Origin of the sequence: Bryobacter aggregatus MPL3 (genome assembly GCF_000702445.1) — a bacterium.
GTDB classification, from domain to species: Bacteria; Acidobacteriota; Terriglobia; order Bryobacterales; family Bryobacteraceae; genus Bryobacter; species Bryobacter aggregatus.
Genome location: NZ_JNIF01000003.1, coordinates 4,012,096 through 4,038,223, shown reverse-complemented (window position 1 = coordinate 4,038,223; position 26,128 = coordinate 4,012,096). Strand labels below are relative to the sequence as shown.

Here is a 26,128-nt window from a genome sequence, read left to right as displayed (position 1 = left end):
CCCCCGCGATTGTACCTACTCGTTGCGAAGCGCCTGCAAAGGATCGATGCGCGTGGCGCGCATTGCCGGAATCAGCACGGCAATAAAGGCCGTCAACGCTAGAAGAGTGGGCACAACGCTAAAGACCATCACATCGTAAGGCTCTACGCCATAGAGGAAGTTTGCGATGAGCTTTGCGAGACTCAGCGCAATCCCGGTGCCAAGAATGACTCCAATTCCCACAAAGCGCATCCCCTGCAGCACCACCATCTTTCTCACCGAGCCTGTGTCCGCGCCAAGCGCCATGCGGATGCCAATCTCCTGCGTACGCTGTTGCACGCTGTAAGCCATCAGGCCATAGACGCCGATCGCCGCCAGCAACAGCGCGGCACAACCGAAGATCGTCATCAGCAACATGTTGAAGCGCTGCCGCGAGGTCGAGCGCGACACCACCTCATCCATCGTCCGCACATCGGAGATGGGCAGACCGCTTGCCTGGCGAAGCTGCTCCTGCACCGCTTGGCTCACGCGGATCGGATCGCCCGTGGTGCGCATCACCCAGGCAAGCGGCGTCAGACGTACATTCAGCGCGTTCAGTGCATCGGGAACCTGGGCATTGGGAACATACATCGCCGGCTCGGGCTTCTGATTCAGTGCGCCATCGCGCACGTCGCCAATGATGCCGACAATCTGGCGGGGCTGCTCGGTGGCAAGCTCGGACATGATGCCCTTGCCAATCCAGATCGTCTCGCCCAGCGGATCACCCTTGGGCCAGAACTGCCGGGCCATCGCCTGATTGATCACCACCACCGGCAAGGCGGCCGCCGTATCGCGCTCGTCAAAGCTGCGCCCGCGCACCACCGGAATCTTGAAGACGTCAAAGTAGCCGGGAGAGATCGTCTTCCAGCTTCCTCCTCCATGAAAGGGCCCCTTGTCGAGCGGACGGCCCACAATCAGGAAAGGCAAACCATAGCCGCCTTCGAGCGGCACACAGCAGGTGGCGCTGGCCAGCGTCACACCGGGCACCGCGCGCAGGCGATCGAGACCATCACGCACCAATTGCTCGACCGCCTGCGTCTTGACGAAACGTTGCCCCGACAGCGACATGCGCATGGTGAGGACATTCGTCGCGTCATAACCAGGCTTGACGTCGCCCAAGGCAAGCGAAGTGCGGATGAGCAGCGCAGAGCCCACCAGCAGCACCACGGCCAGCGCCACCTCGGTCACCACCAGGAAAGTACGCGCCTTGTTCTGCCGGAAGCTGCTGCCCGAGCGGCCGCCACCTTCCTTCAGCGTTGTGCTCAAATCGGCGCGGGAAGATTGCAAGGCGGGAATCAGTCCAAACAGCACGCCGGTAAGCAGGGTGATTCCGATGGTAAAAGTGAGCACGCGCCAGTCGGCCCCCACCAGAGCGCCATCCACTCCGATCCGAGGCAGGTTCGCCGTATTGACTGAGAGCAGCATGCGAATTCCAATGAGACCCAGCACCGATCCGAAGATCGCGCCCACTGCCGCCAGCAGAACGCTCTCGGTGAGCAGTTGGCGGATGAGGCGGCCTCTTCCGGCGCCAATCGCCGCGCGGATCGCGATCTCGCGCTTGCGCCCAATCGCCCGCGCCAGCATCAGGTTCGCGATGTTCGCGCAGGCAATCAGCAAGACCATCCCCACTGCGCAGACCAGCACCAGCAGCGAACTGCGTACATTCGCAGTGAGTGCTTCCCGCAGTGAGTCGGCATAGAACTTTTCGTTTCGCAGCGCCATCGGAAACTTCTGGCGGAACACAGCAGTCGAGGCCTCCAATCGCGCGTTGGCTTGGGCCAGCGACACTCCGGGCAGCAATCGCGCGCCGACACTGAAGTAATGGCCCTGGTCCACACTGTTCGGATCGAATTGGAAGGGGCTGAAGACCTCCGGCACACGGCTGCTGAGATCGCTGAAATTAAAGTTCTTCGAAACAATGCCAATGACGGTTTGCGCTTCGCCACCCAGTTGGATCGTCTTGCCCACCAGTTGAGGGTCTGAACCAAAACGGCGCGCCCACAGGCCTTCCGTGATCAGGACGACATTGCCCCCCTTAGGCAAATCCTCTTCCTTCGAAAAGCTGCGGCCCGCCACCAATTGCGCACCAAAGAGCTTGAAATAATCGCCACTCACCTGCGCCGAGCGCAACTGCTCCGGAACCTCGCCCGAAGTGAGATTGACCACGCCGGTGCGAAACGCAGCGGCCGACTCCAGCACATCCTTCTGTTCGCGCCAATGCAGGAACTTCGCCGGAGACCCAGCCGTGTTTTTCCCTTCCTGAGAAGAGACGCCGAGCAGAATGATGCGATCGGAGTCTGGAAACGGCGGCGGCTTCAGCAGCACCGCATTCACCACCGAAAAGATCGCGGTGTTGGAACCAATTCCCAGCGCCAAAGCAGCAACCGCGGCAAAGGTAAAGCCCTTGCTCTTCCAGAACATCCTTAGGGAGTGCTTTAGGTCTTGGAGAAAAGATTGCATGTGATGAACGGGCCTCAGAAGGAGTACGTTCAGGGCGCCAAGAAGTTTCTCCGCTTCGTCACATTTCTTGCAGAATCTTTTCGCTTGAAAAAGTCGCGAGCAATGGCGGCAAACGAATGGACGATCGCCCGGTCCTCTGTACTGCGCAGGGCCAGTTCGATGTCACTCGTGACATTGGCGCCACGCAGCGGCAGACAGATCACTTCGGGGCCGGCGATCGCGGCAACGCAAGCCGGAGCGATCGTCACGCCCAGTTCGGCACCCACCAGGCGCAATACCGTCAGCCATTGCGGCGCCTCTTGTACGATGCGCGGCCGGAAGCCATGCGCTTCACAAAGCGAGATCGGTTTCTGATAAGCGATGCGGCCCGCATTCGGCGGGAAGAAAACAAAAGGCTCCTCGCGCAGATCAGCGGCCGAGAGCGATTTGCGGCTCGCAAGACGATGCTGCAAGGGCAGCACGGCGACGAAGGGTTCGGACAATAGCTTCTCCGTCCGCATCCCTTCTTGCGGGTCACTATCGCGCAGGATCGCGGCGTCGATGACGCCCTTCAGCAGCCGCTGTGTCATGTCCGAGGTGTAGCTTTCCGAAAGCTGCATCTGCACCATCGGAAACTCGCGCCGGTAGAGGCCAAGCATGGCCGGCAACGGGGTGAGCATCGAGGACCCGATGAAGCCAACCCGCAGGAAACCCACTTGTCCTCGACTCACGATACGCGTCTCTTCGATGTCTTCTTCGACATTCCGCAGCGTACGGCGGGCCCGTTCGAGAAACACTTCTCCCGCACTGGTTAGCCGCACCGCGCGGGAAGTGCGGACAAACAGGGGGTGGCCCAGAATCGATTCGAGCTTGCGGATCTGCTGCGACAGCGGCGGTTGCGCCAAATGGAGACGCAGTGCCGCCCGTCCAAAATGCAACTCCTCTGCCACCGCCACGAAGTAGCGCAAGTGCCGTAGTTCCAGGTCCCGTTCCATATCTGGTTGCTCTTGATTCTAACGAACCAGATATTGGACGTCTTGTTCTTTGTCCTCTACACTTTTGAATAAAGGCGAACGAAAACCAGATGAGTCATCTTTACATCCGCGAATTCGAAGCTCAAGACGCCGGTGCTTTCCGCGCTCTCAACGAAGCCTGGATCACAAAGTACTTCACACTCGAAGAGCCAGACAGACAGGTGCTTGATAATCCGGTCGGCGAAATCCTCGAGCACGGCGGCAAGATCCTGATGGCCTTTGCTGACGGCGTTCCGGTGGGGTGCTGCGCCTTGATTCCGCTGTCGCCAGGCGTTTTTGAAGTTGCCAAGATGGCGGTGGCAGAACAGCTGCGCGGTCAGGGAATCGGCAAGAAGCTGATGGCCCGCACGATCGAATGCGCAAAGCAACTGGGTGCAACAGCGCTCGAGTTGGGTTCGAACCGCAAACTGCTGAGCGCCATCCGCCTCTACGAATCGTTTGGCTTCCGCCACACGCCGCCAGAGAAGGTTCCACCATCGCCCTACGAGAGAGCCGACGTCCACATGGACCTCGACCTTTCCGAGGCGGTTACTGCCGCTGGCCCCCATTGACAATCAGAGTCTGCCCGCTCACAAAGCCAACGCCCGAAGCAAGGAAAGTCACCACGCGAGCAATGTCTTCCGGCTGCGCGATCCGGCCAAGCGGCGTTATCTTCTCAAGATTTTTGCGGAAGTCGCTTTCTGCAAAACCAATGGTGTGCAGTCCTTCGGTTTCCACCATGCCTGGGTTCACTGAGTTCACGCGGATCTTCTTTGGCCCAAGCTCTTGCGACAGCGAAACGGTAATCGCATCGACTGCTGCTTTGGTAGCGCTATAGGTTGAGGCTCCGGCAAGCGGCATCGGACCAGCAACAGAACTGACGTTGATAATGGCGCCGCCCTCATCTCCGATCCATTTCACGGCTTCTTGCGTGGTCAACAAAAGACCCAGTACATTGAGATCAAACTGCTTGTGGAAGTGCTCGGGCGTGATGGACTCGAGCGGCGCAAACTCATAGATGCCCGCGTTGTTGACCAGGATGTCGAGCTTGCCGTAGGCCTTCTTCGTCTCGGCGAACAAACGCCCAATGTCGGCAGCTTTCGAGACGTCGGCTTGCACCGCGATCGCTTTACCGCCCTTGTCTGTAATCTTCTGCACAACAGCATCCGCGCCCTTCTTGCTCGATGCGTAATTCACCACCACAGATACACCTTCGGCAGCCAGATGCTCAGCAATCGAAGCTCCAATTCCTTTGGAAGCTCCGGTGACAACTGCTACTTTTCCTGTTAACTCGCTCATTGCAATCTCCTTCTACACTTAGACAACTGTCTAATTGATGAAGATCGGGAACGAAGGATTCAAAGCTGTCGTAGATCTTTGAGGTAGGCCTTCCAGGTGTCGCGCAGAAAACGTGCGCTGACAAACTTTCCTTGCTTGCTCGATTCGATCAGGCCAGCGCTTTCCAGCTCTTTGAGGTGATGGGAAAGCGTGGGTGCGCTGATCGGAAACGCGGCGCGCAGGTCCGTACAGGCCGTGCAGCTTTTGCCCGCAGCAATGTGCTGCAAAATCTCGAAGCGGCGTGGGTCGGCAATCGCTTTCGAGATGAGATGCACTTGGCGGCGCGACAAATGGGTCACGCTCTATTTTGGATCAGGAAGTACTGGAAGAATAGAGAGGATGAAGATTATCGACATCCGAGCCACCACGGTATCGGTTCCGCTCCAGGCGCCCTTGCGCCATGCCAACGGCTGCCATTGGGGGCGTTTTGTACGGACCATCGTCGAGGTGGAAACAGACAATGGGTTGATCGGGCTCGGTGAGATGGGCGGCGGGGGCGAATCGGCCGAGGCTGTCTTTCGCGCGATGAAGGCCTATCTGGTCGGGCATGATCCGGCGCGCATTGAGGAGATGCGCTTCCGCATCGCGAACCCCACAGCCTCTCTCTATAACAATCGAACCCAGATTCTTGCAGCACTCGAGTTCGCCTGTCTCGACATTATCGGACAGGCCTGGGGCGTTCCCGTGTCGGAGATCCTCGGTGGGCGATTGCGCGACCGCGTGCATTTCGCAAGCTACGGTTTCTTTCGCTACACCAACCCCAAGACCGGCGCCGGCGAAGCGCGAACCATCGACCAACTCGTCCAACAGATGCTCGACTCCAAAGCAAAGTACGGCTTTCGCAGCCACAAACTGAAGGGCGGCGTCTTCCATCCGGACTATGAGTTGGAAGTCTATCGCGCCATCGCCGCGGCCCTGCCTGGGGACAGCTATCGCTTTGATCCGAACGCCTCCTGGTCCACCGAGCAGGCCATCCGCTTTGGCCAGGCGATTGAAGATCTGAAGAACGACTATCTCGAAGATCCCGTCTACGGACTCAACGGCATGCGGCGCACCCGGGAGATGGTCCGCGTGCCACTAGCCACCAATACCGTCGTCGTGAACTTCGAGCAGCTTGCCGCAAACACGCTTTCCACCGCCGTCGATGTCGTTCTGCTCGACACCACCTTCTGGGGTGGCATCCGGCAATGCATCAAGGCCGCCGGCATTTGCGAGACTTTCCAGACTGGCGTCGCAGTGCACTCCTCGGGCGAACTCGGCATCCAGCTCGCAACGATGCTGCATCTGGGCGCAGTGATTCCAAACCTGTCCTTCGCCGCCGATGCTCACTACCACCACCTCACGGACGACATCATCACGGGTGGCTTGCTGCCTTATGAGGACGGCGCAATTCGCGTGCCCACGACGCCCGGCCTCGGCGTGACGATCGATCGAGACAAGCTCGCGCAGTATCGCGAAGAGTTCTTACGCTTGGGCAGCTATCCGTATGATCAGGACCCGGCGCGTCCGGGCTGGGCGCCCGTGATTCCGAACGATCGCTGGGCAGACCCGAAGGACGACCGGGCAGTCGCGATTCCGTATTAGGATGCGAGATGACTCAAAACAGTTTTCCATGTTCCTGTTGTGAATTGAAGGTGGCGCAAATGGCCCAAGCCTGAATCAGGTTAAGAACTATTTTCGCGCCATCGGAATCTGCGACCCAGCGTTGAAGGACCGCTCGTGTAGAGGAAGAACGCGGTGCGCTACTGAGTCCGCAACGCTGACGCGACGCGGTTCGCGCGCAAGAACAGCGCCTCTTCGCGTCCCTGCTGCAAAGCCTCGCGCGTCTGCTCGAGGCTCGCGATCATGGCGCTTAGCGCTGCATCAATGTTCGCTGCATTCGTCGAAAGAATGTCCTGCCACAGATCGTGGCTCGACAGTGCGAGCCGCGTCATGTCGAGCACTCCGGGGCCGGCCACCTGTGCAATCGCCTGGTTCTCGAGCAAGGCGGCAAGGGTCGTCGAAACCAATTGCGGCAGATGAGAACTGTAGGCGACTAAGCGATCGTGTTCCGCCGCATCGAGAAACACCGGTTTGCCATGGAGCGCAACAACAAGCGCAACCAGTTCCGGCTCATTGCCCGTCAAGACCCAGGGCCGCCCAGCAAACAGATCAGCCGATGCACCCTCTGGTCCACGCACTTCCCTGCCCGCCATTGGATGGCCGCCAACAAAGCGCGCGCGCCGCAGATGGGTGGCGGCCGCCTGACAGATTTCCGCTTTCGTGCTGCCGACATCGGTTACCAGCGCGCCTTCTTTGACAATCGGATCCAGCAGCGCGAGCGTCTTCAAAATCCGGCGCACCGGCTGCGCCAGCAGCACCAGATCGGCGAGTCCAACAGCTTCTTCGAGAGGCATGGATTCATCGATCGCGCCCACTGCGAGCGCTTTCGCCACCACTGCCGGCGAACTCACACCAATAATGCGTCCGGCGAGACGAGCTCGCTTCAGCCCCAGACCAAAGCTGGAACCCAGCAGTCCGGTTCCGACAATTGCGACTGTGTTCATCGCTCCTGCAGCCGTCTCATCTCCATCATGATCACGGTGTAGATGCGTTCGACAGCATCGGGGTCCAAAGGACCTGTGCTCTTACCAACCATCCGATCGATGACCACGCGCTCACGGCCCAGTTCAACAACCGGCAAGCCTGCGTTGGCTTTCGCTTGTCCAATCTCCAGAGCCACTTCCGCCCGTTCATTCAACAGGAGAATGATCTTCTCGTCAAGCGCGTCGATGCGGCCACGGCATTCGAGCAGTACCTCTTGGGTCTTTGCGTCACTCATGATAGACGCCCCGTCTTTGCGCCCTCTTTCAACTCTCTCGCCATCCGCTCCATAGTATCTGACAGTGCAGCAACAGGAGTCGCTTCAATCGCACGTACCAAAACACTTCCCACAACAACGCCGTCGGCTACTGCGCCCACTTCACCGGCTTGCGCGGCAGTCGAGATTCCGAAGCCAACACCAAGCGGCAAATCGGTAAACTGGCGCAACCGTTCCACCAGCGGCTTCACCGCGGCGGAGACTTGCGACTGTTCGCCAGTGACACCTGTCCGCGACACCACATAGACAAAGCCGGAGCAATACTTCGCCACTAGATCGAGGCGGCGGTCCGTGCTGGTGGGCGCGACAAGAAAGATCGTATCCAGGCCCGCAGCCTTGGCCTCATCGACAAAGCCAGCAGCTTCCTCGACACTCAAGTCCGTCAGCAAAAAGCCGTCGACGCCGCACTCCACCGCGCGTTTCGCCAGCCGCTCAAAACCGTAGCGGATCACGGGATTCAGATAGCTGAACAGAACAATCGGAATCTCGCTGACCTTGCGGATCTCAGCGGCAATGTGAAGCACCTTTTCGAGCGTGGTTCCGGCAGCGAGCGCGCGCTCACTAGCCCGCATGATCACGGGGCCGTCAGCGACAGGATCGCTGAACGGAACGCCCAGCTCGATGATGTCGGTGCCACCACGCTCGAGCGCCGCGACGATTTCGATGGTCGCTTCGGGAGTAGGGTCGCCCGCTGTCACATAAGCGATCAGGGCAGGCTCATTGTTCGCCTTCAGGCGATCAAAACATGCGGCTATGCGTGTCGGCATCCATTTCCTTCAAGTTTTCGCGATAAATATTGATGTCTTTGTCGCCGCGGCCACTCAGGTTGACGACGATAATCTTGCCCTTGGATTGCGGGGCACGGTCCAAAGCTTCTGCAACGGCATGCGAGCTTTCCAGAGCCGGAATAATCCCCTCCGTGCGCGAAAGCTCCACCGCCGCTGCTAGCGCAGAAGCGTCGTCGCAATCCACATAAGTCGCGCGACCGAGATCGTGCAGATAAGCATGTTCCGGCCCGATGAGCGCATAGTCCAGCCCCGCACTGATGCTGTGCGTCAATGCGACCTGGCCATCTTCGTCCTGCAGCAGATAACTATATGCGCCATGCAGAACGCCCGGAGCGCCGCCACTAAAGCGGGCCGCATGGTCGCCGGTCTTTTTACCGCGGCCTCCGGCCTCGACACCCACCAGCGCCACTTCGCTGTCCGCAAGGAAGGCGCGGAAGAGTCCGATGGCATTGGATCCGCCACCGACACAGGCGATGGCCAGATCGGGCAGCCGGCCTTCGGCTTCGAGAATCTGCCGACGCGCCTCATCGCCAATACAACGATGGAAGTCGCTCACCATCGACGGATAAGGGTGCGCGCCCAGTGCGGAGCCGAGCAGATAATAGGTTTCGTCGACATTCGTCACCCAATCGCGCATCGCTTCGCTGATCGCGTCCTTGAGCGTCCGCGAACCATTGGTGACGCTATAGACTTCTGCTCCCAAAAGACGCATGCGGAAGACGTTCGGCTCCTGACGGCGCATGTCTTCTTCGCCCATGTAGACGCGGCACTGGAGACCGAGCAGAGCGCAGGCCGTCGCCGTGGCCACTCCGTGCTGGCCGGCGCCAGTCTCCGCAATGATGCGTTGCTTGCCCATCCGTTTGGCGAGCAAGGCCTGGCCCAGTGCGTTGTTGATCTTGTGAGCGCCCGTGTGCAGCAGATCTTCGCGCTTGAGATAGATCCGAGCCCCACCGAACTTCTCACTCAGACGCTTGGCAAAGTACAAGGGCGTTGGACGTCCGACGTAATTCTTCAACAGGTCTGCAAGCTCGGCCTGGAAAGCCGCATCGTTTTTGGCCTGGAGATAGGCCTGTTCCAACTCTTCGAGCGGCGCCATCAACACCTCGGGGACATAGCGTCCACCATAGGGTCCGTAATGGCCACCCGCATCTGGCACGGTTAACATACTGCGTCGAACTCCTTTCGCGCCGCCTCGATAAAGGCGCGCATCTTCGCACGATCTTTTTTGCCCGGTTCGGATTCGAGTCGCGAGCAGGCATCCACACCCCAAGGCCGCAGGCGCTGGATCGCCAGACCAACATTTTCGGCATCAAGGCCACCGGCAAGGACAATCTTGCCCTTGAGGCCAGCGGCAAGTTCCCAATCGAAACTACGCCCCGTACCACCTTCGAGCGCGCCTGCCGGAGTATCCAGCACCACGGCCTCGGCTTGCTCCTGATCGATCCGTTCCTGGCTTAATACGCCATCGACAGAGATCGCCTTCCAAACGCGAATCCCGGCAATCGCGTCCATCTTATGCAACTGCGCGACGTCAAGTCGATGTTCTGCCATCAGATCCAGCACACGCTGCGGATCTTCATGCACAAAAAGGCCAACACGCCAGAAGTCATCCGGCAGTTCTTTCAGAAACGCAGTGTCCTTGACGTAGCGCGAACTGCCTGCCCAGAAGTTGAAGCCGATCGCGTCGGCTCCGGCGTCAAGCGCGGTCAGCGCGTCCATCGCGGTCGTAATGCCACACACTTTGACGATCATGCCGTCAGTTCCGTCAGCGCGGCGCTGGCATCACCGGACTTCATGAGGCTCTCTCCAATGAGGAAAGCCGCGTAGCCTGCCTCGCGCAGCGTCTCAATGTGGGCGCGGGTGAAGATGCCACTCTCGCTCACCTTCAAGGCGTTCTGCGGCATCTGGCTCGCCAGAGCGAGTGATGTCTCGAGCGTCACCGTAAAAGTCCGTAGATTCCGGTTGTTCACGCCAATGATCGTCGCGCCGCTGTCGATGGTCTGTTCCAGTTCCTGTGCATCATGCACCTCCACCAGCGCATCGAGGCCGAGGCTTTCGGCAAACTCGCGCAAGCGGCGCAGCGATGCGGCATCGAGCAAGGCGGCGATCAGAAGAATCGCATCCGCGCCCCAGGCTGCGGCTTCGACAATCTGCGTCTCCTCAAGCGTAAAGTCTTTGCGCAAGACAGGCAGCTTCACCGCATTGCGTGCCGCGGCCAGATCCTCCAGGCTGCCCTGGAAGAAGTCGCGATCGGTCAGCACGCTGATCGCGCTAGCACCGCCGGCCTCATAATCGCGAGCAATCTGCGGCGGATCGAAACTCTCGCGAAGCAGACCGCGCGAAGGGGAAGCCTTCTTCACTTCAGCAATCACGGCAGTGCCGGCATTGCGGCGCAGATTGGCGCCAAAGCCTCGCTGCTTGCCGACGTTGTCCGCGGCACGCGCCTCCAGTTGCACCAACTGCGCGCGAGTGACCACCAGCTCCTGCTTTTTGCGATCAACAATCTTCGCCAGAATGTCGGGGACGCTCACATGTACTCCGGAACCGGAATGCCCAGCGTCGCAAGTGTTTTCTCAAGTTGTGCCGCGAAGTACTTGGTCATCCACAACAAAACGGTTCGGCGCGCCTCGTCGGTTTCGTCCAGAACCCGGAAGTCCGCGTAGAAGCGGCTGAAGGCTTGGGCCAACTGATAGGCGTACTTGGCCAGCGAGGCAGGCTCGCCGCTCTGTACGGCGCTGCGCAGCACCACGTCGAGACGCGAGATATCGAGCAGCAATTGCCACAGATCTTCGTTCTCCAGAACACGCGCGAACACTTCGCGGCTGAGGACGGCGCGGAAGTCCGGCATCGTCTCGCCACGTTCGGCAATCTTGCCCAGAATCTTGCTCGCACGCACAGCGGCATACTGCACATAGGGGCCGGTCTCGCCCGTGAAGCTAAGCGCTTCCTGGAGATCAAAGGCAATCACGGTGGTGCGCGTAAACTTCAGCATGAAGTAGCGCAGCGCACAGACGGCGATCTGGTGGGCGACAATCGCGCGGCTTGCCTCCGGCTTCTCGGCGTGCCGCGAATCCACCTCAGCACGAGCCCGTTCCGTGAGAGTATCGATCAGGTCATCTGCCTTTACACCCAAGCCTTTACGGCCACTAACCTCAACATAAGCACGAGCCGCATCTTCCTCGCTCAGCTCAATGCCAAGCTCGGTGCAAGTGCGCGGGCTCAGCGCCACCATCTCATAGCTGAAGTGGATCGAGCGATCGGCCTGCTCGTTGTAGCCAAGGGCGCGCAAGCCCGCCGCCACGACATCCTGCAGATAGCTCTGCCGCGAATCGATCACGTTATAAACGCTGCTGCCTGCCCCAAACTGCACCGGCTCGGCGCCCTCGGGCGTCGACTGCGACACATAGCAGCGATGGCCGCTCGGATAGGTGCGCGATTCGCGATAGTAGAAGTCCTTGCCCAGCAGACCGAACTTCCAGAGCTGATAGGCGATGTCCTTGCCGACATAGGTCACAATGCCGTTCGAGCGGACAATGACCTTCGAATCTTCCTCGCCTGCGTTCTCGCGGAACGCCGAACCAGGCATCACCCAGCAGCCCTTGTTCTTACCTTCTGTCTCAAGATAAATGGCTTTTTTCTCTTTGAGTTGCTCGAAACAATTCGACCAGAACTTGAGGTGCAGAATCTCGCTTTCACGCGGCAGCACGTCGTATTCAATGCCCAGGCGCAGCATCGTATTGAGGTGACACTCCACAATCGCGTCGGCGACCACATGCCCCATATCGGAGAGCGGCCCAACGCCTGCTTCAATCTCGTGCAGCGTCTCGGCACGCCACTGCTTACCGTCTTCGAGCTGCGAGATCTTCGCATAAAGATCCCAGCACAGATAGTCGAAGCGAGGCTGGCGGGTGAGCTCCAGAACCTCGGCGGCGCTCTTCTTCTCAAGAAAATGGAAGGCTGCCACAACGTCGGCCACCTGCACGCCGGTGTTGTCGATGTAGTTCTGCACCTCAACGCGCGTGCCCATCGCTTTCATCATGCGGACAAAGGTGTCGCCGAGGATCGCGTTGCGTAGATGCCCGATGTGCGCCGCTTTGTTCGGGTTGATGTTGGTGTGCTCGACAATCGTTTTCGCGGTGGAGAACTCCTGCGTGTCCTGATCGTGCCCGGTCAGAATCTGGCGCGCATACCAACCACGGTCGAAACGCACGTTGAGATAGCCATTGGCCACCTCGAGTGCGGCCACTCCTTCGATCTGGCCACTCAGGTCCGTCGCCAACTGCTCGGCGATGGCCTTGGGCGCTTTCTTCAACTGGCGGGCCAGCTGAAAGGCGACGGGCAGCGCGACTTCACCGAAACTCGTCTGCTTCGGCTGCTCGGCCACAACAGGAATTTCGACTTCAAACTGGCGCAGAAGGTATTGAGAAACGGCCCGTGAAATTGAGCGTTCGAGGCTATAAAACACTGTCTACGATGATAGCAATGCGTTCCTGATAGCCTAGTCTTTTCCGATGCCGAAAATCACACTCGCCAACGATGGCTCCACCTATGAGTTCAACCCCGCAGACGTGCCTTATGGCCGCCACGGCAAGCCGCTGAGCATCCTCGATCTGTCCATGCACTTCGACATTCCGCTCAATCACGATTGCGGCGGCAACTGCGCCTGCACCACTTGCCACATCATCATCCGCAAGGGCGCCGAGAATTGCTCAGAGATCGATCTGACTGAACAGGACACCCTGGGCATGGCCGACGGACTCACTCCCGATTCGCGCCTGGGCTGCCAATGCGTTATTTCGGGCGATGTTGAGTTCGAGATTCCAAGCTAAGCGGGATCGCAACGCTATACTAGGCTTTTAGCCTTCTCATGCCGAAAATTACTCTTCTGAACGACGGATCAACGTACGAATTCAAGCCTGAAGAGGTGCCATATGGAGGCCACGGGAAACCGCTCAGCCTCCTTGACCTGGCCGAGCACTTCGGCTTTCACATTGAGCACGCTTGCGGCGGAAGCTGCGCCTGCACCACCTGCCACGTCATCATCAAGAGCGGCGACGACAATCTTTCCGAGATGGAAGACGACGAACAGGACAAGCTCGACCTCGCTCCTGGCCTCACGCTCCACTCCCGCCTCGGTTGCCAGTGCGTTGTGACGGGTGACGTGGAATTTGAGATCCCAAGTTGGAATCGTAACTACGTCTCCGAAGGCGGCGGCTCGATCAACCTCGGCGATGCGATTCCTCTTCCGAAAAAGTAGACAGCTGTGTATTCTTGTAGCCGGACCCCAGCTACAGAATGCCGAATTCGAAGAAGCCGAGCATCACCCACCAGCGCGAACAGTTGAATCGCGACCTGATGAGGGCCGTGATTACGGAGCCCCTGCTTTCCAATGTCAAAAAGGAAACCAAGAAGCGCCACAATATCATCGTTGCGCTGAATGAGCAGTACCCCGACGGAATCGATGCAGCACGCGAGCAAGTGCTGGGCGTGCTGCGAGACTTTGACCCGAAGGCAAACGGCAGCCACCCCTCCTATGTCTTTGCCAATCTGACCGGCGAACAAATCCTGCAACTGGCCAAGGATTATGCGGCCTATCTGACCCAGGCGAATCAGCGTTGGGCAAGCCCCATCTACCGGATCTGGGAAGATCCGGCAATTCACGCCTGTGTCACCAAATCCATCGCGACAGTGAAGGCAGACGCAGCGCACCAATCCTTCCGCGCCCTGGGAGGAGACATCACCTTCGCCGTTCTCGATTCCGGCATCGATGGAACTCACCCCCACTTCAAAGATGTCATCGGCCCCGTCGAACGCAAGTTATCGAGCGACTTCCTCGCCGACCGTGATCACTACACCGACGAGTTTGGCCACGGTACCCACGTTGCGGGAATCATCTCGGGTTCCTATACGCCGAAAGAGCCGGAAGCGGTTGTCGCCGTCGAGTCGATGGTGGAGGGTTCGGATGATACCGAGGTACATCTCGAAAAGCTCACGGGCATCAGCGGCATCGCGCCGCAGACTCGCTTGGTAAGTCTCAAGATCCTCGATCGCGAAGGCGTAGGAAAAACCAGCGAAGTTCTGTTAGCCATCGAGTTCATCCAGAAGACAAATCAGTACGGCCGCCGTCTGCGCATCCACGGAGTCAATCTGAGTGTGGGCTACGAGTTCAATCCCCGCTGGTTCGGATGCGGGCAAAGTCCGCTCTGTGTCGAGGTCAACCGTTTGGTGAAAGCCGGGGTGGTAGTGGTTGTAGCCGCAGGCAATAGCGGCTTCTCCGCGCTGGGTCTGACAACGGCTGGCACCAATGAGCTCGGCTACCGGGCGCTGAGCATTAACGATCCGGGCAATGCCGAGTTGGCCATTACGGTGGGCGCCACCCATCGCGACATGCCTCACACCTACGGCGTTTCCTTCTTCTCCTCCCGTGGACCCACTGGCGATGGCCGCTGCAAGCCAGATCTGGTTGCCCCTGGGGAAAAGATCGTCTCTTGCGCGGCGGGCTCCTTCCGGGAGGGCTACGCCGCGAAACTCGGCAAAAAGCAGAAGGTCCTCTACCTGGACCAAAGCGGCACCAGCATGGCCGCTCCCCACGTCTCGGGGGCGATTGCCGCCTTCCTCTCCGTGCGGCGGGAGTTTATCGGCAAACCGGAAAACGTTAAAGAATTATTCCTGCAAACAGCAGTCAACCTGAATCGGGACCGCTCCTTTCAGGGCCACGGCTTGCTGGACCTATTGAAAGCACTACAGTCGATTTAAGGGGCATCACCAACATGGAGCAAATCAAAGGCTTTGACTTCCAGGCGCTAGCCTGCGACGGCGATGGCAATCTCAAAGGCAACGGGATCGAGATCTTAGCGCAGCACATCAAGAGCACCGGAACCACCGATGTGATTCTGATCTGTCATGGCTTTCGCAATGACGAAAACGATGCGCGCACGCTGTATTCCAACTTCCTGGAAAACTTCAAAAAGAATAGTGATCTGGCTGGTGTGTCAGGTCAGTTGCTGGCTCGCAAGTTTGCAGTCGGAGGCGTCTTTTGGCCCTCGATGGTGTTCCCCGAATCCAACGATAGCGGTGGCAAGGCGCTCTCCGCCAGCGGCATGGCCAAGGAGACGGCTCGACTCGAAGCGTTGAAGCCCATGCTCGATGCGGCAGGCAAACGGCGCATCACGCAGATGACGAAGCTGCTCGAAGCCGCGCGCAAAGATGAGGCGGCCCAGTTGAAGCTGGTGCAGCACCTGCTCGAGTTGCTCCAGCAGATTGGCGTCCAAGACTCGAACGAATTTGTGACTGCTTTTGAGAAAGCGGAAGCGCAGACGATTCGCGATTCCCTGGTGGCGGGCGAAACCATCGCCGTCTCCAAGCCCAAAGCCGGGTCCAGCGGAACCGGCATCCCCAGCCTGGCGGCAGCCACCACGCAGAACGGCGCAGCCGCTTCCTTCTTCGGCAATGCCTTCGGTTTTGTTCCGAAGTTCTTGAATCTGACCACCTTTCTCTTTATGTTCAACCGCTGTGGGAAGGTCGGGGAGAATGGAATGGCGGCAGCAGTGCGAAAGTGCAAGGAAGCAAAACCAGCCGTGAAGATCCATCTGGTGGGCCACAGCCTCGGCGGCCGCGCGGTGACCGCCTGCGCCAAGAGCCTGTGCACCGCTCCGATGGTGAAGATCGATAGCCTGATGTTGTTGCAAGCCGCTTACTCCCATTTCGGACTCGCCAAGCAAGGAACCAGCGATTCCGGCGTGAAGCACCCGCGCGGCTTCTTCCGCGACGTCATCGAGAAGAAGGTAGTGAAGGGGCCGATTCTGGCCACACACTCCGAGTTCGATTCGGTGGTCGGCTTTGCCTATACGACGATGGCCGCCGCCAGCCTGAATAACGCCAAAAAGTTTGGAGACCAAACCAGCGCCTTCGGCGGTATCGGCCGCAACGGCATTCTTGGTCCCATCGAGTTGACGGCCCTGGGGCTCAAACAGCCCGGCGAGGCTTACGCCTTTGAAGCCGGCAAGGTCTACAACCTCGACGGCAGCGCCAAGATCAACGGCAAGGCGCTGGTCTCCGAGCACGGCGATGTCACCAACCCGGTCGTCACCTGGGCCTTCGCCTCTCTCGTCGCCGGCACTTAAGCCTTAGAGGCGCGGAATGGGCGGCTTGATCACCGTCGATGCAATCAGCCCTTTCCGGCGCAACTTGCGGCGGAAGACCTTCTGCCGATTCGTCGTATAAAGATAATCGAAATTCGGTCCGCCAAAGCAGCAATTCGACGGCTGCAGATTTTGCGGGCAATTGAAGATGCCCACGACGCGTCCCGGCGGGTCCATCACCTGAATCCCCAGTCGCGTGGCGACATAGAGATGGCCGGTGGTGTCGATCGTCATGCCGTCGCCGCCCGACTGCGAATCCTCATCCCAAGTCTCGAGGTAGTAAAACCGCTCTCCATGCGCGAGCGAACCGTCGGGCTGCACCTGGAAGTTCCAGATCCAGCGCGAGCGCTTATCGACGCACTGCAACAGGCTCTGATCGGGCGACAGCATGATGCCATTGGGGAACTCGATGCCCTCGTGCACCACCCTCTTGCTGCCCTTGCCATCCGTGTACCAGATCCGATGGCTGGCCGGGTCTGTCCACCAGACTTCCCCCTTCGCGTTCACCACCAGATCATTGGACGCAACATCGGTCGCCAGCACGTCTTCTTTGCCGTCGGGACGGATCGCAATAATCTGCCGCTTCTTCGCCTGGCAGGCATAGAGCCGGCCATCGGGACCAAACAGCGAACCGTTCACACCACCGCTCGGGCTCTTGAACAGAGTCACCTTACCGCTGGCGTGGTCGATCTTGTGGATCTTGTCGTTTGGCGCATCGCTGAAGTAGACGTTGCCATCCTTGTCGGCTGCGGCGCCTTCCGTGTAGCTGTGCCCGGAGGAGATCTCCTCCCAGTCATGAGCCGGATCGAGGAACTCCGTGACATAGTGCCGCTCACTCTTCGGGTTTCCCTTCGAGGCCACAATCGGCTGCTTCCACTCCGCCCATAGCCACTGCAAAGACTCGACAAAGATCTTCGAAGAATGGTTCGAGTTATGACCATCCGTGCCCTGCACAAACTTGAAATCGTAACCGGCATACTCGAGCGAATTCGCCATCACCAGATTCGCCTGCCACCAGTTCCCTGCAAAGATATTCTGATCCCCTGACCCATCCTGCAGGAAGACGCGCAACGGCTTCGGCTCAACCTGGCGCAGCAGACTGGGATAAGCAGCGCCCCCGCGCAGATTCACATAGGACCCGATATAGGACAGCACGCGGCGGAAGGCATCCGGCCGATTCCAGGCAACCGTGAACGCGGCAATCGCGCCTGAGCTCGATCCGCCAATGCCGCGCCAATTCGGATCGCTCGTGAGCTTATGCTGCTTGCCGACTTCCGGAATCAGTTCGTCGATCAGGAACTTCGCCATGCGATCCCCCATCGCATCGTATTCGTAGGAGCGATTGTAGCGGCCCACCTGCGTCTCGGGAGACAAGGGGGGCATCACTCCAGGCGACAAGAAGAGCCCGGCCGTTGGAGGCATCTCGCCCGAGGCAATCAAGCGGTCAAACACCTCGGCCGCCTTAAAACGCCCCGTCTCATTGATGAAACCAGCCCCATCAAAAAAGACCATCAACGCATAGCCGCCCGGCGGCGCGGGAATGCCGGGCACATAGACCCAATAGTCGTGGACATTGCCCGGATAATTCTTACTGCCGGTGAACTGGGCTTTCGTCACCGTTCCTTTGTTGACGGTGACTTGAGAGAGCGCCGCGGTGGCGGCGGAGGCTTGGAGGAGCAGTCGGCGAGAGAGCACGACGCCTATTCTATCCGCAGCGCCATCATCGGTTCGATCGAGGCAGCGCGGCGCGCCGTGAGGAAGCCTGCCAGCATCCCAAATCCCGTAATCGTAGCGACGGCAATACTGAGACTCATCCAATCCATCGGCTGCACTCCGTACAGCAGCTTCGTCGAAAAACGCGCGAGCCCGAGCGCCAGCGGAATCCCCATCAATACGCCAATTCCCACGTATAGCAATGCCTCCCGCAGCACTCCGCCTAACACTCGCGACCGCTCTTCCCCGAGCGCCATGCGAATTCCAATCTCGCGCGTCCTGCGCTCCACCGTATACGCCATCACCCCATAGAGACCGATCACCGCCAGCAGCACCGCCACCAGCGCAAAGAAGCTGCTGACCCGGGCAACCAGACGTTCGAGCGAGATCTGATCCTCGAGTGTTGTCGCCATTGTCTGCTGTCTTGAGATCGGGACATTCGGGTCCACTCGCGCAACTTCCGCCTGAATCATCTTCAACAGAGCGACCGATTCCCCTTGCGCTCTCGCCGTGAGCGTCAAACTCGGCAGCCGGTTCTGCTGTGCATAGGGCACATACCAATAGCGCTCCGCTTCCGCCGTGATGCGTGCGTCACGCAGGTCTGCCACCACCCCCACGATGGTGAAACTTGGCTTCGTTTCCCGATTCCCCGGACCGATCATCCTGCCGATCGCCGAAGAATTCCCAAAGTAGCGGCGCGCAAAGGATTGATTCACAATCGCCACCTTCGGCGCAGTCTCCGAATTGTCAGCAAACTCAAAGTCTCGTCCTTCGATGAAACGCGCCCCGATCATCGAAAAGAACTTCGGCCCAACAGCGTTCCGCAGCGGCGCGGGCTCACCCTCCGGAATCACCACCCCCGCCACCTGAATGCCACTCCCCCATCGACTGCCCGCCAGCAGACCAACCGCATTGAAGCTTACGCCTGCCACACCCGGTACTTCGGCGACACGCTGCTCCACGTTGCGGTAGTAAGCCCGCAACTCCTCGGGTTTGCGACCGAGCAGGCCAGGCGTTAACTGCATCGTGACGAGTTGGTCGCGCACAAAGCCACTGTCAGCGGTTCGCAAATTCGAGAGCGTCTTCAGAAACAATCCCGCGCCCATCAAAAGCAGAATCGATAAGGCCACCTGGAGACTCACCAGCAGTTTGCGCCCCACCATACGACGTGGCGCACGAATCCCTTGCCGGTCGGCACTCAAGGCCGGTGCAAGCCCAAAACCAAACCCCGCCACGATTGTCAGTCCGAAACAGGCAAGTAAAACCAGCCAGGAAGGTCCACCATCCACCAGCAGTTGCGCATTCTTGCCATAGGCCTCGCGCATGAGCGCCCGTTCCAACGTCAACGCCAACGCCAACCCGGCAACACCACCGCTGGCAGCCAACAGCAGGCTCTCCGTCAAAAATTGCCGGACCAGACGCATCCGGCTCGCCCCGAGAGCAAGCCGGGTCGCAATCTCCCGCTGCCGGGCCGTCGCTCGCGCTAAGAGTAAGTTTGCGATATTGATACACGCAATCAGCAACACCGCGCCCACCACACAAAGCAAAAGTGTCAGAGGCTTCTGATCGCTTTCCACTCGAGAACGCGTCCCAAATCCCTGCGCGGCAGATTCCAGATGCACGATCAGAGTCGATTCCACTTTCTTTTGATACTCACTCTGAGACGTGCCGCCGTTCGCAGCGCGATATCGGCGATACCGTGCCGCTATTTCCGATTCCAGGCTCGCCAGCGAGACCCCTGGCTTCGTCCGCATCACCACACTAATCCAGTAACTCCCCGGATCCGTCGTCATCGTCGGCGAAGAACTGATGACCCCATCCATCACAATCGGAACGAAGAAGTTCGGAAGATTTCCTTTCGAGAATGAGAAGTAGTTCGGCGGGGTAATGCCCACAATCGTGAAGGGGTGGCCGTTGAACTCGACACGGCGGCCCACGATCTCCGGGTCCGAACCATACTCGCTGCGCCAATAATGATGCGACAACACGGCAACCGGATGCGCACCCGGATCCACGTTGTCCGCAGGCTGCAACAAACGGCCCAGCGCCGGCTGGATCCCCAACAGCGAGAAGTAGTTGCCACACACCTCCTCGACGGAAACAATCTTCGATTGCGCACCGCTACGTAGACTCACGGCCCCATTGGCAGAGCAGGTGACGCCTTGGAGCTGGGGGCTATTCTCCTGCAACTCTCGAATGAACGGATAAGAGTAGGAAGTATTAAATTGGCCAGCCTTTTGATTGCTGGTGCGAGAGAGGAGCTGGTACAGCTCGCTCGGAGCATGAACCGGCATCTCATCGATCAGAATCCGGCTGTACAGCGAATAGATCGCCGTATTGGCGCCAATCCCCAGCGCCAGACTCCCCACCGCGGCCAGCGTAAACACCGGACTCTTCCGCATCAGCCGGAGCGCAAAGCTCAGGTCCTGCGACAAGCCGGTCAGAAAGGCAAAACTCCGCTGGGCCCGCGTCTCTTCGCTCACCGCGGCCACCCGTCCCAGCGCCAGATGCGCCTGCCGCGTCGCCTCGGCAACACTTTCCCCGCCCGCCACCCGCGCGTCAATCTCATGCGCCAGATGAGCCGCCAGTTCGTCGTCCAACTCGACATCCCGGCTGCCGGAATGAAACAGACTGCTCCAAGCCCGTTTGAGCCGCCGCAGGGTGCGCATCAGGATTGCTCCATCACAAGCTGCACGGCACCCGACAAACGATCCCACTGCTTGCGTTCTTCTTCCAGGCGCGCCGCGCCTTCCGGAGTGAGCGAATAGAACTTCGCCCGCCGCTTGTTCTCGCTCTCTCCCCAAGCCGCCTCGATCCAGCCCTGCTCCTCCATCCGATGGAGCGCCGGATAGAGGCTCCCCTGCTGTACCAGCAATACATTCTTCGAACACTCTTCAATCCGTTGCGCAATCGCCCAGCCATGCAGCGGCTGCCAGGCCAGCGAACGAAGAATCAGCAGGTCCAGCGTTCCTTGGAGCAGATCAGCGGGTTTACCCATGCCGCCAGTCTGTCATCGCTCTTGTAGATAGTCAAGGGGAGCAACCAAATTGAACTGGGCCCAATGGGAACGTGTTTCAATTCGGGAACCAGATCGATGGAGTGTAATGTTTTCTTAGGTTTAGACTTTGGCATGCCACTTGCTAAAAGACAGATGTAGACGTGACCGATAGGCTCTCAGAACATAGGGTTGTTCACCGCATCACCCAATCCGCTGTCGAACCCACCACCAAACGACCTGCCAAACGAACCCACCATTACACCCCACCCAACCAGGTCTGAGAGCCTCATCGGGATATTTCTTCACTCCAATAGCTATTTTCATCTTCAGATTTTTGCCCAGTAGTCCGATTAGACACTCAGGCAAGATATGAAACAGCAATCTGCACAGGAAACAGCACAACAGGCTATGGATCAGGTACGCTTCCAACTGGATCTGATGCGGTTGACCGCAGTCCCTCTCGCGATGCGAGGACCCAAGAATGCGGCCCAGCAAGAACAACAGATTGAAGCCACACAAGTGATGGAAGAATTACAGTCCGTCGCCGCTCACGTTGCCAGCCGCTAACACTCGCGCCAAGGCCCTGCTCCATCTCTTAGACTAAAGATGGAATGGCGGAAGCAAGTGTCGACAATCGGATTGCGCTGGTGCCCCAAGGCCGGTGCAACCCCACAGTCAACCTGCGCGCCATCGGCCTTCCCCGCTCGTGAAATTCAACCCTACTCGCGCGGCGCTGCTGCTCTCACTCCTGTTAGTGGTGCATCTGACGCTGTTTCCGTTCCACTTCATTAGCAGACCCCGGCTTCCCTTAGCCTGGAGTTCTCCAGACACCCCGGGCGACTGGCTCGATGTGGTGATGAACCTCTATTTCTATCTGCCACTCGGCCTCTTTGGAGCCCTCAGCTTCCCGGGTTGGAGAGGGTTCCTTCTCACGCTGACTGGCGCGTCGCTACTCTCCACGGGTCTCGAATACCTCCAGGCCTTCGAGCCCATGCGCGTTTCCTCGGCTCGCGACGTGCTACTGAACTCCATGGGAGCCGCACTGGGAGCCCTGCTCGCGCGAACCAAGCTCGTGAGCTGGCTCTCCAAGCGCTTTCGTGGTTTGTCCTGGACCGAAGACCGGAGCGCCATCCTCGTCGTCTTCCTTTGGGCCATCGCCCGCTGGGCGCCCTTTGTCCCCAGCTTTCGCCGTTCGTCCCTTTACAGCATCCACTCCGAACCAGTCGATTCGCCGGAAGCAATCATCCAAATCCTCGGCCTTGCCTTTGCCGGTTTCGCCATTGCCACGCTGCTCAAAGAGACCTTTGCCCTACGCGTCGCCACCATCGCCGGCATCCTGCTGCTGGCCGCTCTTCCCCTCCAATTGCTGCTCATTGGCAGGCCCATGGGAGCGGAGAAGACGATTGCCTCTGCCGTGGGCCTGATCCTCGGGCTCATACTCCCTGTCGCCGGCAACCTTGTCCTGGCGCGATCGCTTGCCCTGGCCACGCTACTGATCCTCGCCCTCCGCCAGACAATGCCGTTCGAGTGGTCGGACCGCGCCGCCCATTCGTTCTCCTGGATGCCGCTTTCCGCCGCGCTCGGCCTGGCCCGTCCCGATGGCTTGTCTATCATCGCGGACAAACTCTTCTTTGCGATCTACGGCATTCGGCAGTTCCAGATCGCGTTCGCACTTCCGCTCGGGATTGCCACGCTTCTCATCACGGCGCTGGTCTTCGCAGGCGAAATCTCGCAAATCTATCAACCGGGCCGGATTCCGGATATCACCGACATCCTGCTCTGTCTGGTAGGAGCGCTGCTGCTCCGTTGGGCCCAAAGCGAGCAGCCGCTTAAGGCTTAAAGCGCGTCGACAAATACTCGATCAGACTTGTTTTCTGATCGGTTGGCACCTGTGCGCCCCAGCGCATCATCTTGTCGACCTCACGCTCCCACTGGCTTCGAGTCAGCTTCTGACCGCGAATGATATCTTCGCCATGGCAACTGGTACAGCTATTGCGATAGGTTGTCGACAACATCGGCGTCACTTCCACGCGGACCGTCTGGATCACATTCCACAGATACCCGCTCGGGTTCCACTCTTGCTCGGTCGGTTGGCTATAGCCATTGGCGTCAGTCGCCCGGGCCTGGATCCGGTAGCTGCCCGGCGTGGCGTTCCAGGAGTAGTCCCAGGTCTGCCACGCCCAGCGCCCATTCGAACTGGTCAGCCGGGCAATCGACCAGGAGCGTCCCCCATCCGTCGAGACCTCCACTTTCGCCAACGGCACTTCCCCCGACCACGCCGCACCGGCAATCCGGGTTGTTCCCTGCCCGATCACGGCATTGTCACGTGGCATGGCAATGACACTCTTCGCGCGTACGGATTCCACCGGCTTCATCTGCGCCGGATCGATGGCCGTACCAGGAACCACCGGCTTAGTTGGATAGCGATAGGCAGTCTTCATAAAGAAGCCATCAAACTCCCGGTCCAACGCTTGAATTCCCACCAACCACTTCACCCACGAGTCGCCGCCCCAGCCCGGCACGATCAGACGCAGCGGAAAGCCATGCGTGGGCGTCAGGGGCTTACCGTTCATCTCAAAGGCCAGCATCGTATCGGGATCCATTGCCTTCTTCAGAGGAATGCTGCGTTGGAACTTGGGCATCGATCCGATTGCCACATCGGCTCCATCAAAAAGAATATGCTTCGTGCTCGCTCTGACATTGGCCGTCTTCAGCACGTCCGCCAGCCGGACTCCCGCCCAGCGCGCATTCCCCACTCCGCCATGAGTCCATTGCAAACCGGGAAGTCGTGGCGTGTAAAAGCCGCGCCCATTCCCAGCGCACTCCATCACTCCCACTAACTCGATCCGCGGCAGCTTCTTCAAATCCCGCAAAGTAATCGAATAAGGCGATGCAACCTCGCCACCAACTCGAAGGGAGTGACGCTCCAGATCTACTTGAGGGGTGTAGTGATGACTACGCACATAGAACAGCTCTGTCGGAGTGATTGCCTGGAGAAAACCTTCCAGAGGCATCTCATAGTCCTCCGGCCTCCGAGAGTGAATGATCATGCTCGGAGACTTACCCTCAACCAATGGCCCTGTCATCTGCGCCGCCAACGAGGCAGCGAAGTTCGGAACAAAGAGTGAGCCCGCCATACCGAATAGAGAGCGGCGGCCGAGTTTCAACTGGGAGTACATATTATTGATTCCAATTTACGGTAAGAGTTTGTACCGCACCATTTCGGACGGTCAGTTCCTGCGACTGAACAGGAAAACCTTCTTTAACAACTTCTAATGTATATTTTCCAGGCGCCAATTTCAGCAAGGCTGGAGTTTTCTGCCCGGTATCTTTGCCATCGATCCGAATCGTAGCACCGCTTACATTGGAATTTACAGCAACCGTTCCTTGCGGTTTCTCGAATGAAAGGTACACCCGGCTCTGGTCCGGAACACGCACGCTCCGCACCACGTCCGGATAACCGGCCAGTTTCCCGCGAATCTCAAAACTCCCCGCCGGCAATTCGAGCGTGCAAGGGGTCTGAGGGCAACGATCCTGGACGCCCCCGCTCACCGCCACCTCGGCGCCTTCCGGACTGGAGAGGAAAACAACCGATTGCACGCCGCCTGGCACCGGCGGGCGCGTTTCCTGAATGGCTGCGGTTCTGGGCGGAGCAGCAGGCTTCGTTTCAGAAACCGTTTCTGGCGCGGGAGGATCCTCAGCGGGGGGTTCCTGCTTCGGAACCTCCACTTTCTCCCCCATGGCACTCGGCTTGGCTTCGCTGGCCACTGGCTCCGGCATCTTCGTGGCGGCCACAGGCGTCTCCTCGCGTTGCCCAAAACTGAGCCAAAGCACCGCCACAATCAGACTGGCGCCAAACAACACGCCCAGAATGGGCTTCCATCGCGAAGGGGCCGGCGGAGGCGGCAGATGCAACACCGGAAGAACCGGCGCGGCCATCTCGACCGTCTCCACCTGAGCGATCGTCGGTTCATCGCCGCTGGTCTCCCGGACAGGAGTCGCGGCAAAGGAGGTGGTGCCCAATGCCTGGCCGAGCGCCACCACAAAGGCGACACAGTTCGGATAGCGATCTTCGGCCTTCTTCGCAAGCACTTTCTGTAGAACCTGATTCACCGGCACGCTCAGCCGGTCAACAAAGGCGGGCGGATTCTGCGTGATTCGGAACAACAGATTCGCCAGATTCTCATTCTCGAAAGGCTTCACACCCGCCAGATACTCATACGCAATGATGCCCAGCGCATACTGATCCGCAGCGCCCGTAATCTCGCCGCCTGCCACCTGTTCCGGGCTCATATAGCTGGGCGTGCCCAGCAATGCACCCGATTGCGTCGAATCGCGATGGCGCAAGCGGGCAACCCCAAAATCAGTGACCTTCACCTGCTTGCCGGACAGCATCAGGTTCGCCGGTTTGATGTCGCGGTGGACAATTCCCTTCAAATGCGCATAATCCAGCGCCTGGGCGGTCTGCTCGAGAATTGCCAGAAGATCCGGCATCGGCATGCCACGCGCAAAGGAATCGAGCGTCGTCCCCTGGACATACTCCATGAAGATGTACGCATTCGCCGAATCCTCGGAGATGTCGTAAATCGTAACGATATTGGGATGGGAGAGAATGCCCGCCGACTGCGCCTCGCGCAACAGCCGCTCCCGCAGCGCCACCCGAGCCTGCGGATCGCCCAACTCATCGAGCCGGATGGTCTTAATCGCAATACGCCGTCCGATCGCGGGATCAAAGGCTCGATACACGACCCCCATGGCCCCACGACCCAACTCGTGTTCTACCTGATAGCGTCCAATTTTCTGCATCAGCCCGTCAACCG

The 26,128-nt window shown here is 59.1% G+C and carries 24 protein-coding genes; 8 read left to right on the top strand and 16 right to left on the bottom strand.

Translation table 11 applies throughout. The annotated features are described in order from the left end of the window. Positions 1–15 precede the first annotated feature (15 nt). Positions 16–2,439, bottom strand: coding sequence for an ABC transporter permease (locus tag M017_RS0118675; protein ID WP_238325944.1), 2,424 nt, complete (start codon positions 2,437–2,439; stop codon positions 16–18). Between the two features lie 68 nt (positions 2,440–2,507). Then, a complete protein-coding gene (locus M017_RS0118670; protein WP_035957870.1) occupies positions 2,508–3,452 on the bottom strand; it encodes a LysR substrate-binding domain-containing protein in 945 nt (314 codons plus the stop codon). A gap of 89 nt (positions 3,453–3,541) precedes the next feature. Here M017_RS0118670 and M017_RS0118665 point away from each other — a divergent pair, with 89 nt between their 5' ends. Next, positions 3,542–4,042, top strand: a complete 501-nt coding sequence (locus M017_RS0118665; protein WP_031499666.1) for a GNAT family N-acetyltransferase — start codon at positions 3,542–3,544, stop codon at positions 4,040–4,042. Here the strand turns inward: M017_RS0118665 and M017_RS0118660 are convergent. Together M017_RS0118660 and M017_RS0118655 are read right to left on the bottom strand one after the other, a co-directional pair. Continuing rightward, on the bottom strand, positions 4,020–4,769 hold the full coding sequence (locus M017_RS0118660; protein WP_031499665.1) for an SDR family NAD(P)-dependent oxidoreductase: 750 nt from the start codon (positions 4,767–4,769) through the stop codon (positions 4,020–4,022). The genes M017_RS0118665 and M017_RS0118660 overlap by 23 nt on opposite strands. A gap of 59 nt (positions 4,770–4,828) precedes the next feature. Next, positions 4,829–5,107, bottom strand: a complete 279-nt coding sequence (locus M017_RS0118655) for an ArsR/SmtB family transcription factor (RefSeq protein ID WP_031499865.1) — start codon at positions 5,105–5,107, stop codon at positions 4,829–4,831. 40 nt (positions 5,108–5,147) lie between these two features. Between M017_RS0118655 and M017_RS0118650 the strand changes: the two genes are divergently transcribed. Next, positions 5,148–6,392 carry an enolase C-terminal domain-like protein gene (locus M017_RS0118650; RefSeq protein WP_155121490.1) on the top strand — a complete coding sequence of 415 codons (1,245 nt, stop codon included), beginning with the start codon at positions 5,148–5,150 and terminating at the stop codon, positions 6,390–6,392. 158 nt (positions 6,393–6,550) lie between these two features. Here M017_RS0118650 and M017_RS0118645 read toward each other — a convergent pair whose 3' ends face one another. From M017_RS0118645 to argS, 7 genes are read right to left on the bottom strand one after another with little or no spacing between them, the layout of a single operon-like run. After that, positions 6,551–7,354 (bottom strand): prephenate dehydrogenase, encoded by an 804-nt coding sequence (locus M017_RS0118645; RefSeq protein WP_051670466.1) that lies wholly within the window; start codon positions 7,352–7,354, stop codon positions 6,551–6,553. After that, a complete protein-coding gene (locus tag M017_RS0118640) occupies positions 7,351–7,629 on the bottom strand; it encodes a chorismate mutase (protein ID WP_031499662.1) in 279 nt (92 codons plus the stop codon). The genes M017_RS0118645 and M017_RS0118640 overlap by 4 nt, the downstream gene beginning before the upstream one ends. Next, positions 7,626–8,435, bottom strand: coding sequence for a tryptophan synthase subunit alpha (trpA, locus tag M017_RS0118635; protein WP_031499864.1), 810 nt, complete (start codon positions 8,433–8,435; stop codon positions 7,626–7,628). Before trpA ends, M017_RS0118640 begins: the two co-directional genes overlap by 4 nt. Further along, on the bottom strand, positions 8,407–9,621 hold the full coding sequence (gene trpB, locus M017_RS0118630) for a tryptophan synthase subunit beta (protein ID WP_035957869.1): 1,215 nt from the start codon (positions 9,619–9,621) through the stop codon (positions 8,407–8,409). Before trpB ends, trpA begins: the two co-directional genes overlap by 29 nt. Continuing rightward, on the bottom strand, positions 9,615–10,208 hold the full coding sequence (locus M017_RS0118625) for a phosphoribosylanthranilate isomerase (protein WP_031499659.1): 594 nt from the start codon (positions 10,206–10,208) through the stop codon (positions 9,615–9,617). Before M017_RS0118625 ends, trpB begins: the two co-directional genes overlap by 7 nt. Beyond that, a complete protein-coding gene (gene trpC / locus M017_RS0118620; RefSeq protein ID WP_031499658.1) occupies positions 10,205–10,987 on the bottom strand; it encodes an indole-3-glycerol phosphate synthase TrpC in 783 nt (260 codons plus the stop codon). The genes M017_RS0118625 and trpC overlap by 4 nt, the downstream gene beginning before the upstream one ends. Further along, positions 10,984–12,921, bottom strand: coding sequence for an arginine--tRNA ligase domain-containing protein (gene argS, locus M017_RS0118615; protein ID WP_031499657.1), 1,938 nt, complete (start codon positions 12,919–12,921; stop codon positions 10,984–10,986). Before argS ends, trpC begins: the two co-directional genes overlap by 4 nt. A 46-nt stretch (positions 12,922–12,967) precedes the next feature. Here argS and M017_RS0118610 point away from each other — a divergent pair, with 46 nt between their 5' ends. From M017_RS0118610 to M017_RS27950, 4 genes are read left to right on the top strand one after another with little or no spacing between them, the layout of a single operon-like run. Further along, entirely contained in the window at positions 12,968–13,285 is a 318-nt protein-coding gene (locus M017_RS0118610) for a 2Fe-2S iron-sulfur cluster-binding protein (protein WP_031499656.1), read from the top strand. 38 nt (positions 13,286–13,323) lie between these two features. Beyond that, positions 13,324–13,713 carry a 2Fe-2S iron-sulfur cluster-binding protein gene (locus tag M017_RS0118605; RefSeq protein WP_051670464.1) on the top strand — a complete coding sequence of 130 codons (390 nt, stop codon included), beginning with the start codon at positions 13,324–13,326 and terminating at the stop codon, positions 13,711–13,713. Positions 13,714–13,751: 38 nt separating this feature from the next. Next, entirely contained in the window at positions 13,752–15,212 is a 1,461-nt protein-coding gene (locus M017_RS0118600; protein ID WP_051670462.1) for a S8 family peptidase, read from the top strand. 14 nt (positions 15,213–15,226) lie between these two features. Beyond that, positions 15,227–16,579: an alpha/beta fold hydrolase gene (locus tag M017_RS27950; RefSeq protein WP_031499653.1), complete on the top strand. Its 1,353-nt coding sequence runs from the start codon at positions 15,227–15,229 to the stop codon at positions 16,577–16,579. 3 nt (positions 16,580–16,582) lie between these two features. Here M017_RS27950 and M017_RS0118590 read toward each other — a convergent pair whose 3' ends face one another. The 3 genes from M017_RS0118590 to M017_RS0118580 are packed head-to-tail and all read right to left on the bottom strand — an operon-like array spanning position 16,583 to position 21,308. Further along, on the bottom strand, positions 16,583–18,292 hold the full coding sequence (locus tag M017_RS0118590; RefSeq protein ID WP_031499652.1) for an SMP-30/gluconolactonase/LRE family protein: 1,710 nt from the start codon (positions 18,290–18,292) through the stop codon (positions 16,583–16,585). A 5-nt stretch (positions 18,293–18,297) separates the two neighbouring features. Beyond that, positions 18,298–20,979: an ABC transporter permease gene (locus M017_RS0118585; RefSeq protein WP_031499651.1), complete on the bottom strand. Its 2,682-nt coding sequence runs from the start codon at positions 20,977–20,979 to the stop codon at positions 18,298–18,300. Beyond that, positions 20,979–21,308 (bottom strand): PadR family transcriptional regulator, encoded by a 330-nt coding sequence (locus M017_RS0118580; RefSeq protein ID WP_031499650.1) that lies wholly within the window; start codon positions 21,306–21,308, stop codon positions 20,979–20,981. Before M017_RS0118580 ends, M017_RS0118585 begins: the two co-directional genes overlap by 1 nt. A 369-nt stretch (positions 21,309–21,677) precedes the next feature. On the opposite strand from M017_RS0118580, the gene M017_RS29440 reads away from it, so the two are divergent. After that, positions 21,678–21,875 carry a hypothetical protein gene (locus M017_RS29440; protein WP_155121488.1) on the top strand — a complete coding sequence of 66 codons (198 nt, stop codon included), beginning with the start codon at positions 21,678–21,680 and terminating at the stop codon, positions 21,873–21,875. A 139-nt stretch (positions 21,876–22,014) separates the two neighbouring features. Continuing rightward, positions 22,015–23,148 carry a VanZ family protein gene (locus M017_RS0118570; protein WP_162179978.1) on the top strand — a complete coding sequence of 378 codons (1,134 nt, stop codon included), beginning with the start codon at positions 22,015–22,017 and terminating at the stop codon, positions 23,146–23,148. Here M017_RS0118570 and M017_RS0118565 read toward each other — a convergent pair. Both M017_RS0118565 and M017_RS27945 read right to left on the bottom strand, forming a co-directional pair. Continuing rightward, positions 23,138–24,487 (bottom strand): molybdopterin-dependent oxidoreductase, encoded by a 1,350-nt coding sequence (locus M017_RS0118565; protein ID WP_051670458.1) that lies wholly within the window; start codon positions 24,485–24,487, stop codon positions 23,138–23,140. The genes M017_RS0118570 and M017_RS0118565 overlap by 11 nt on opposite strands. A gap of 1 nt (position 24,488) precedes the next feature. Then, positions 24,489–26,114, bottom strand: a complete 1,626-nt coding sequence (locus tag M017_RS27945) for a serine/threonine-protein kinase (protein WP_162179977.1) — start codon at positions 26,112–26,114, stop codon at positions 24,489–24,491. Positions 26,115–26,128 lie beyond the last annotated feature (14 nt).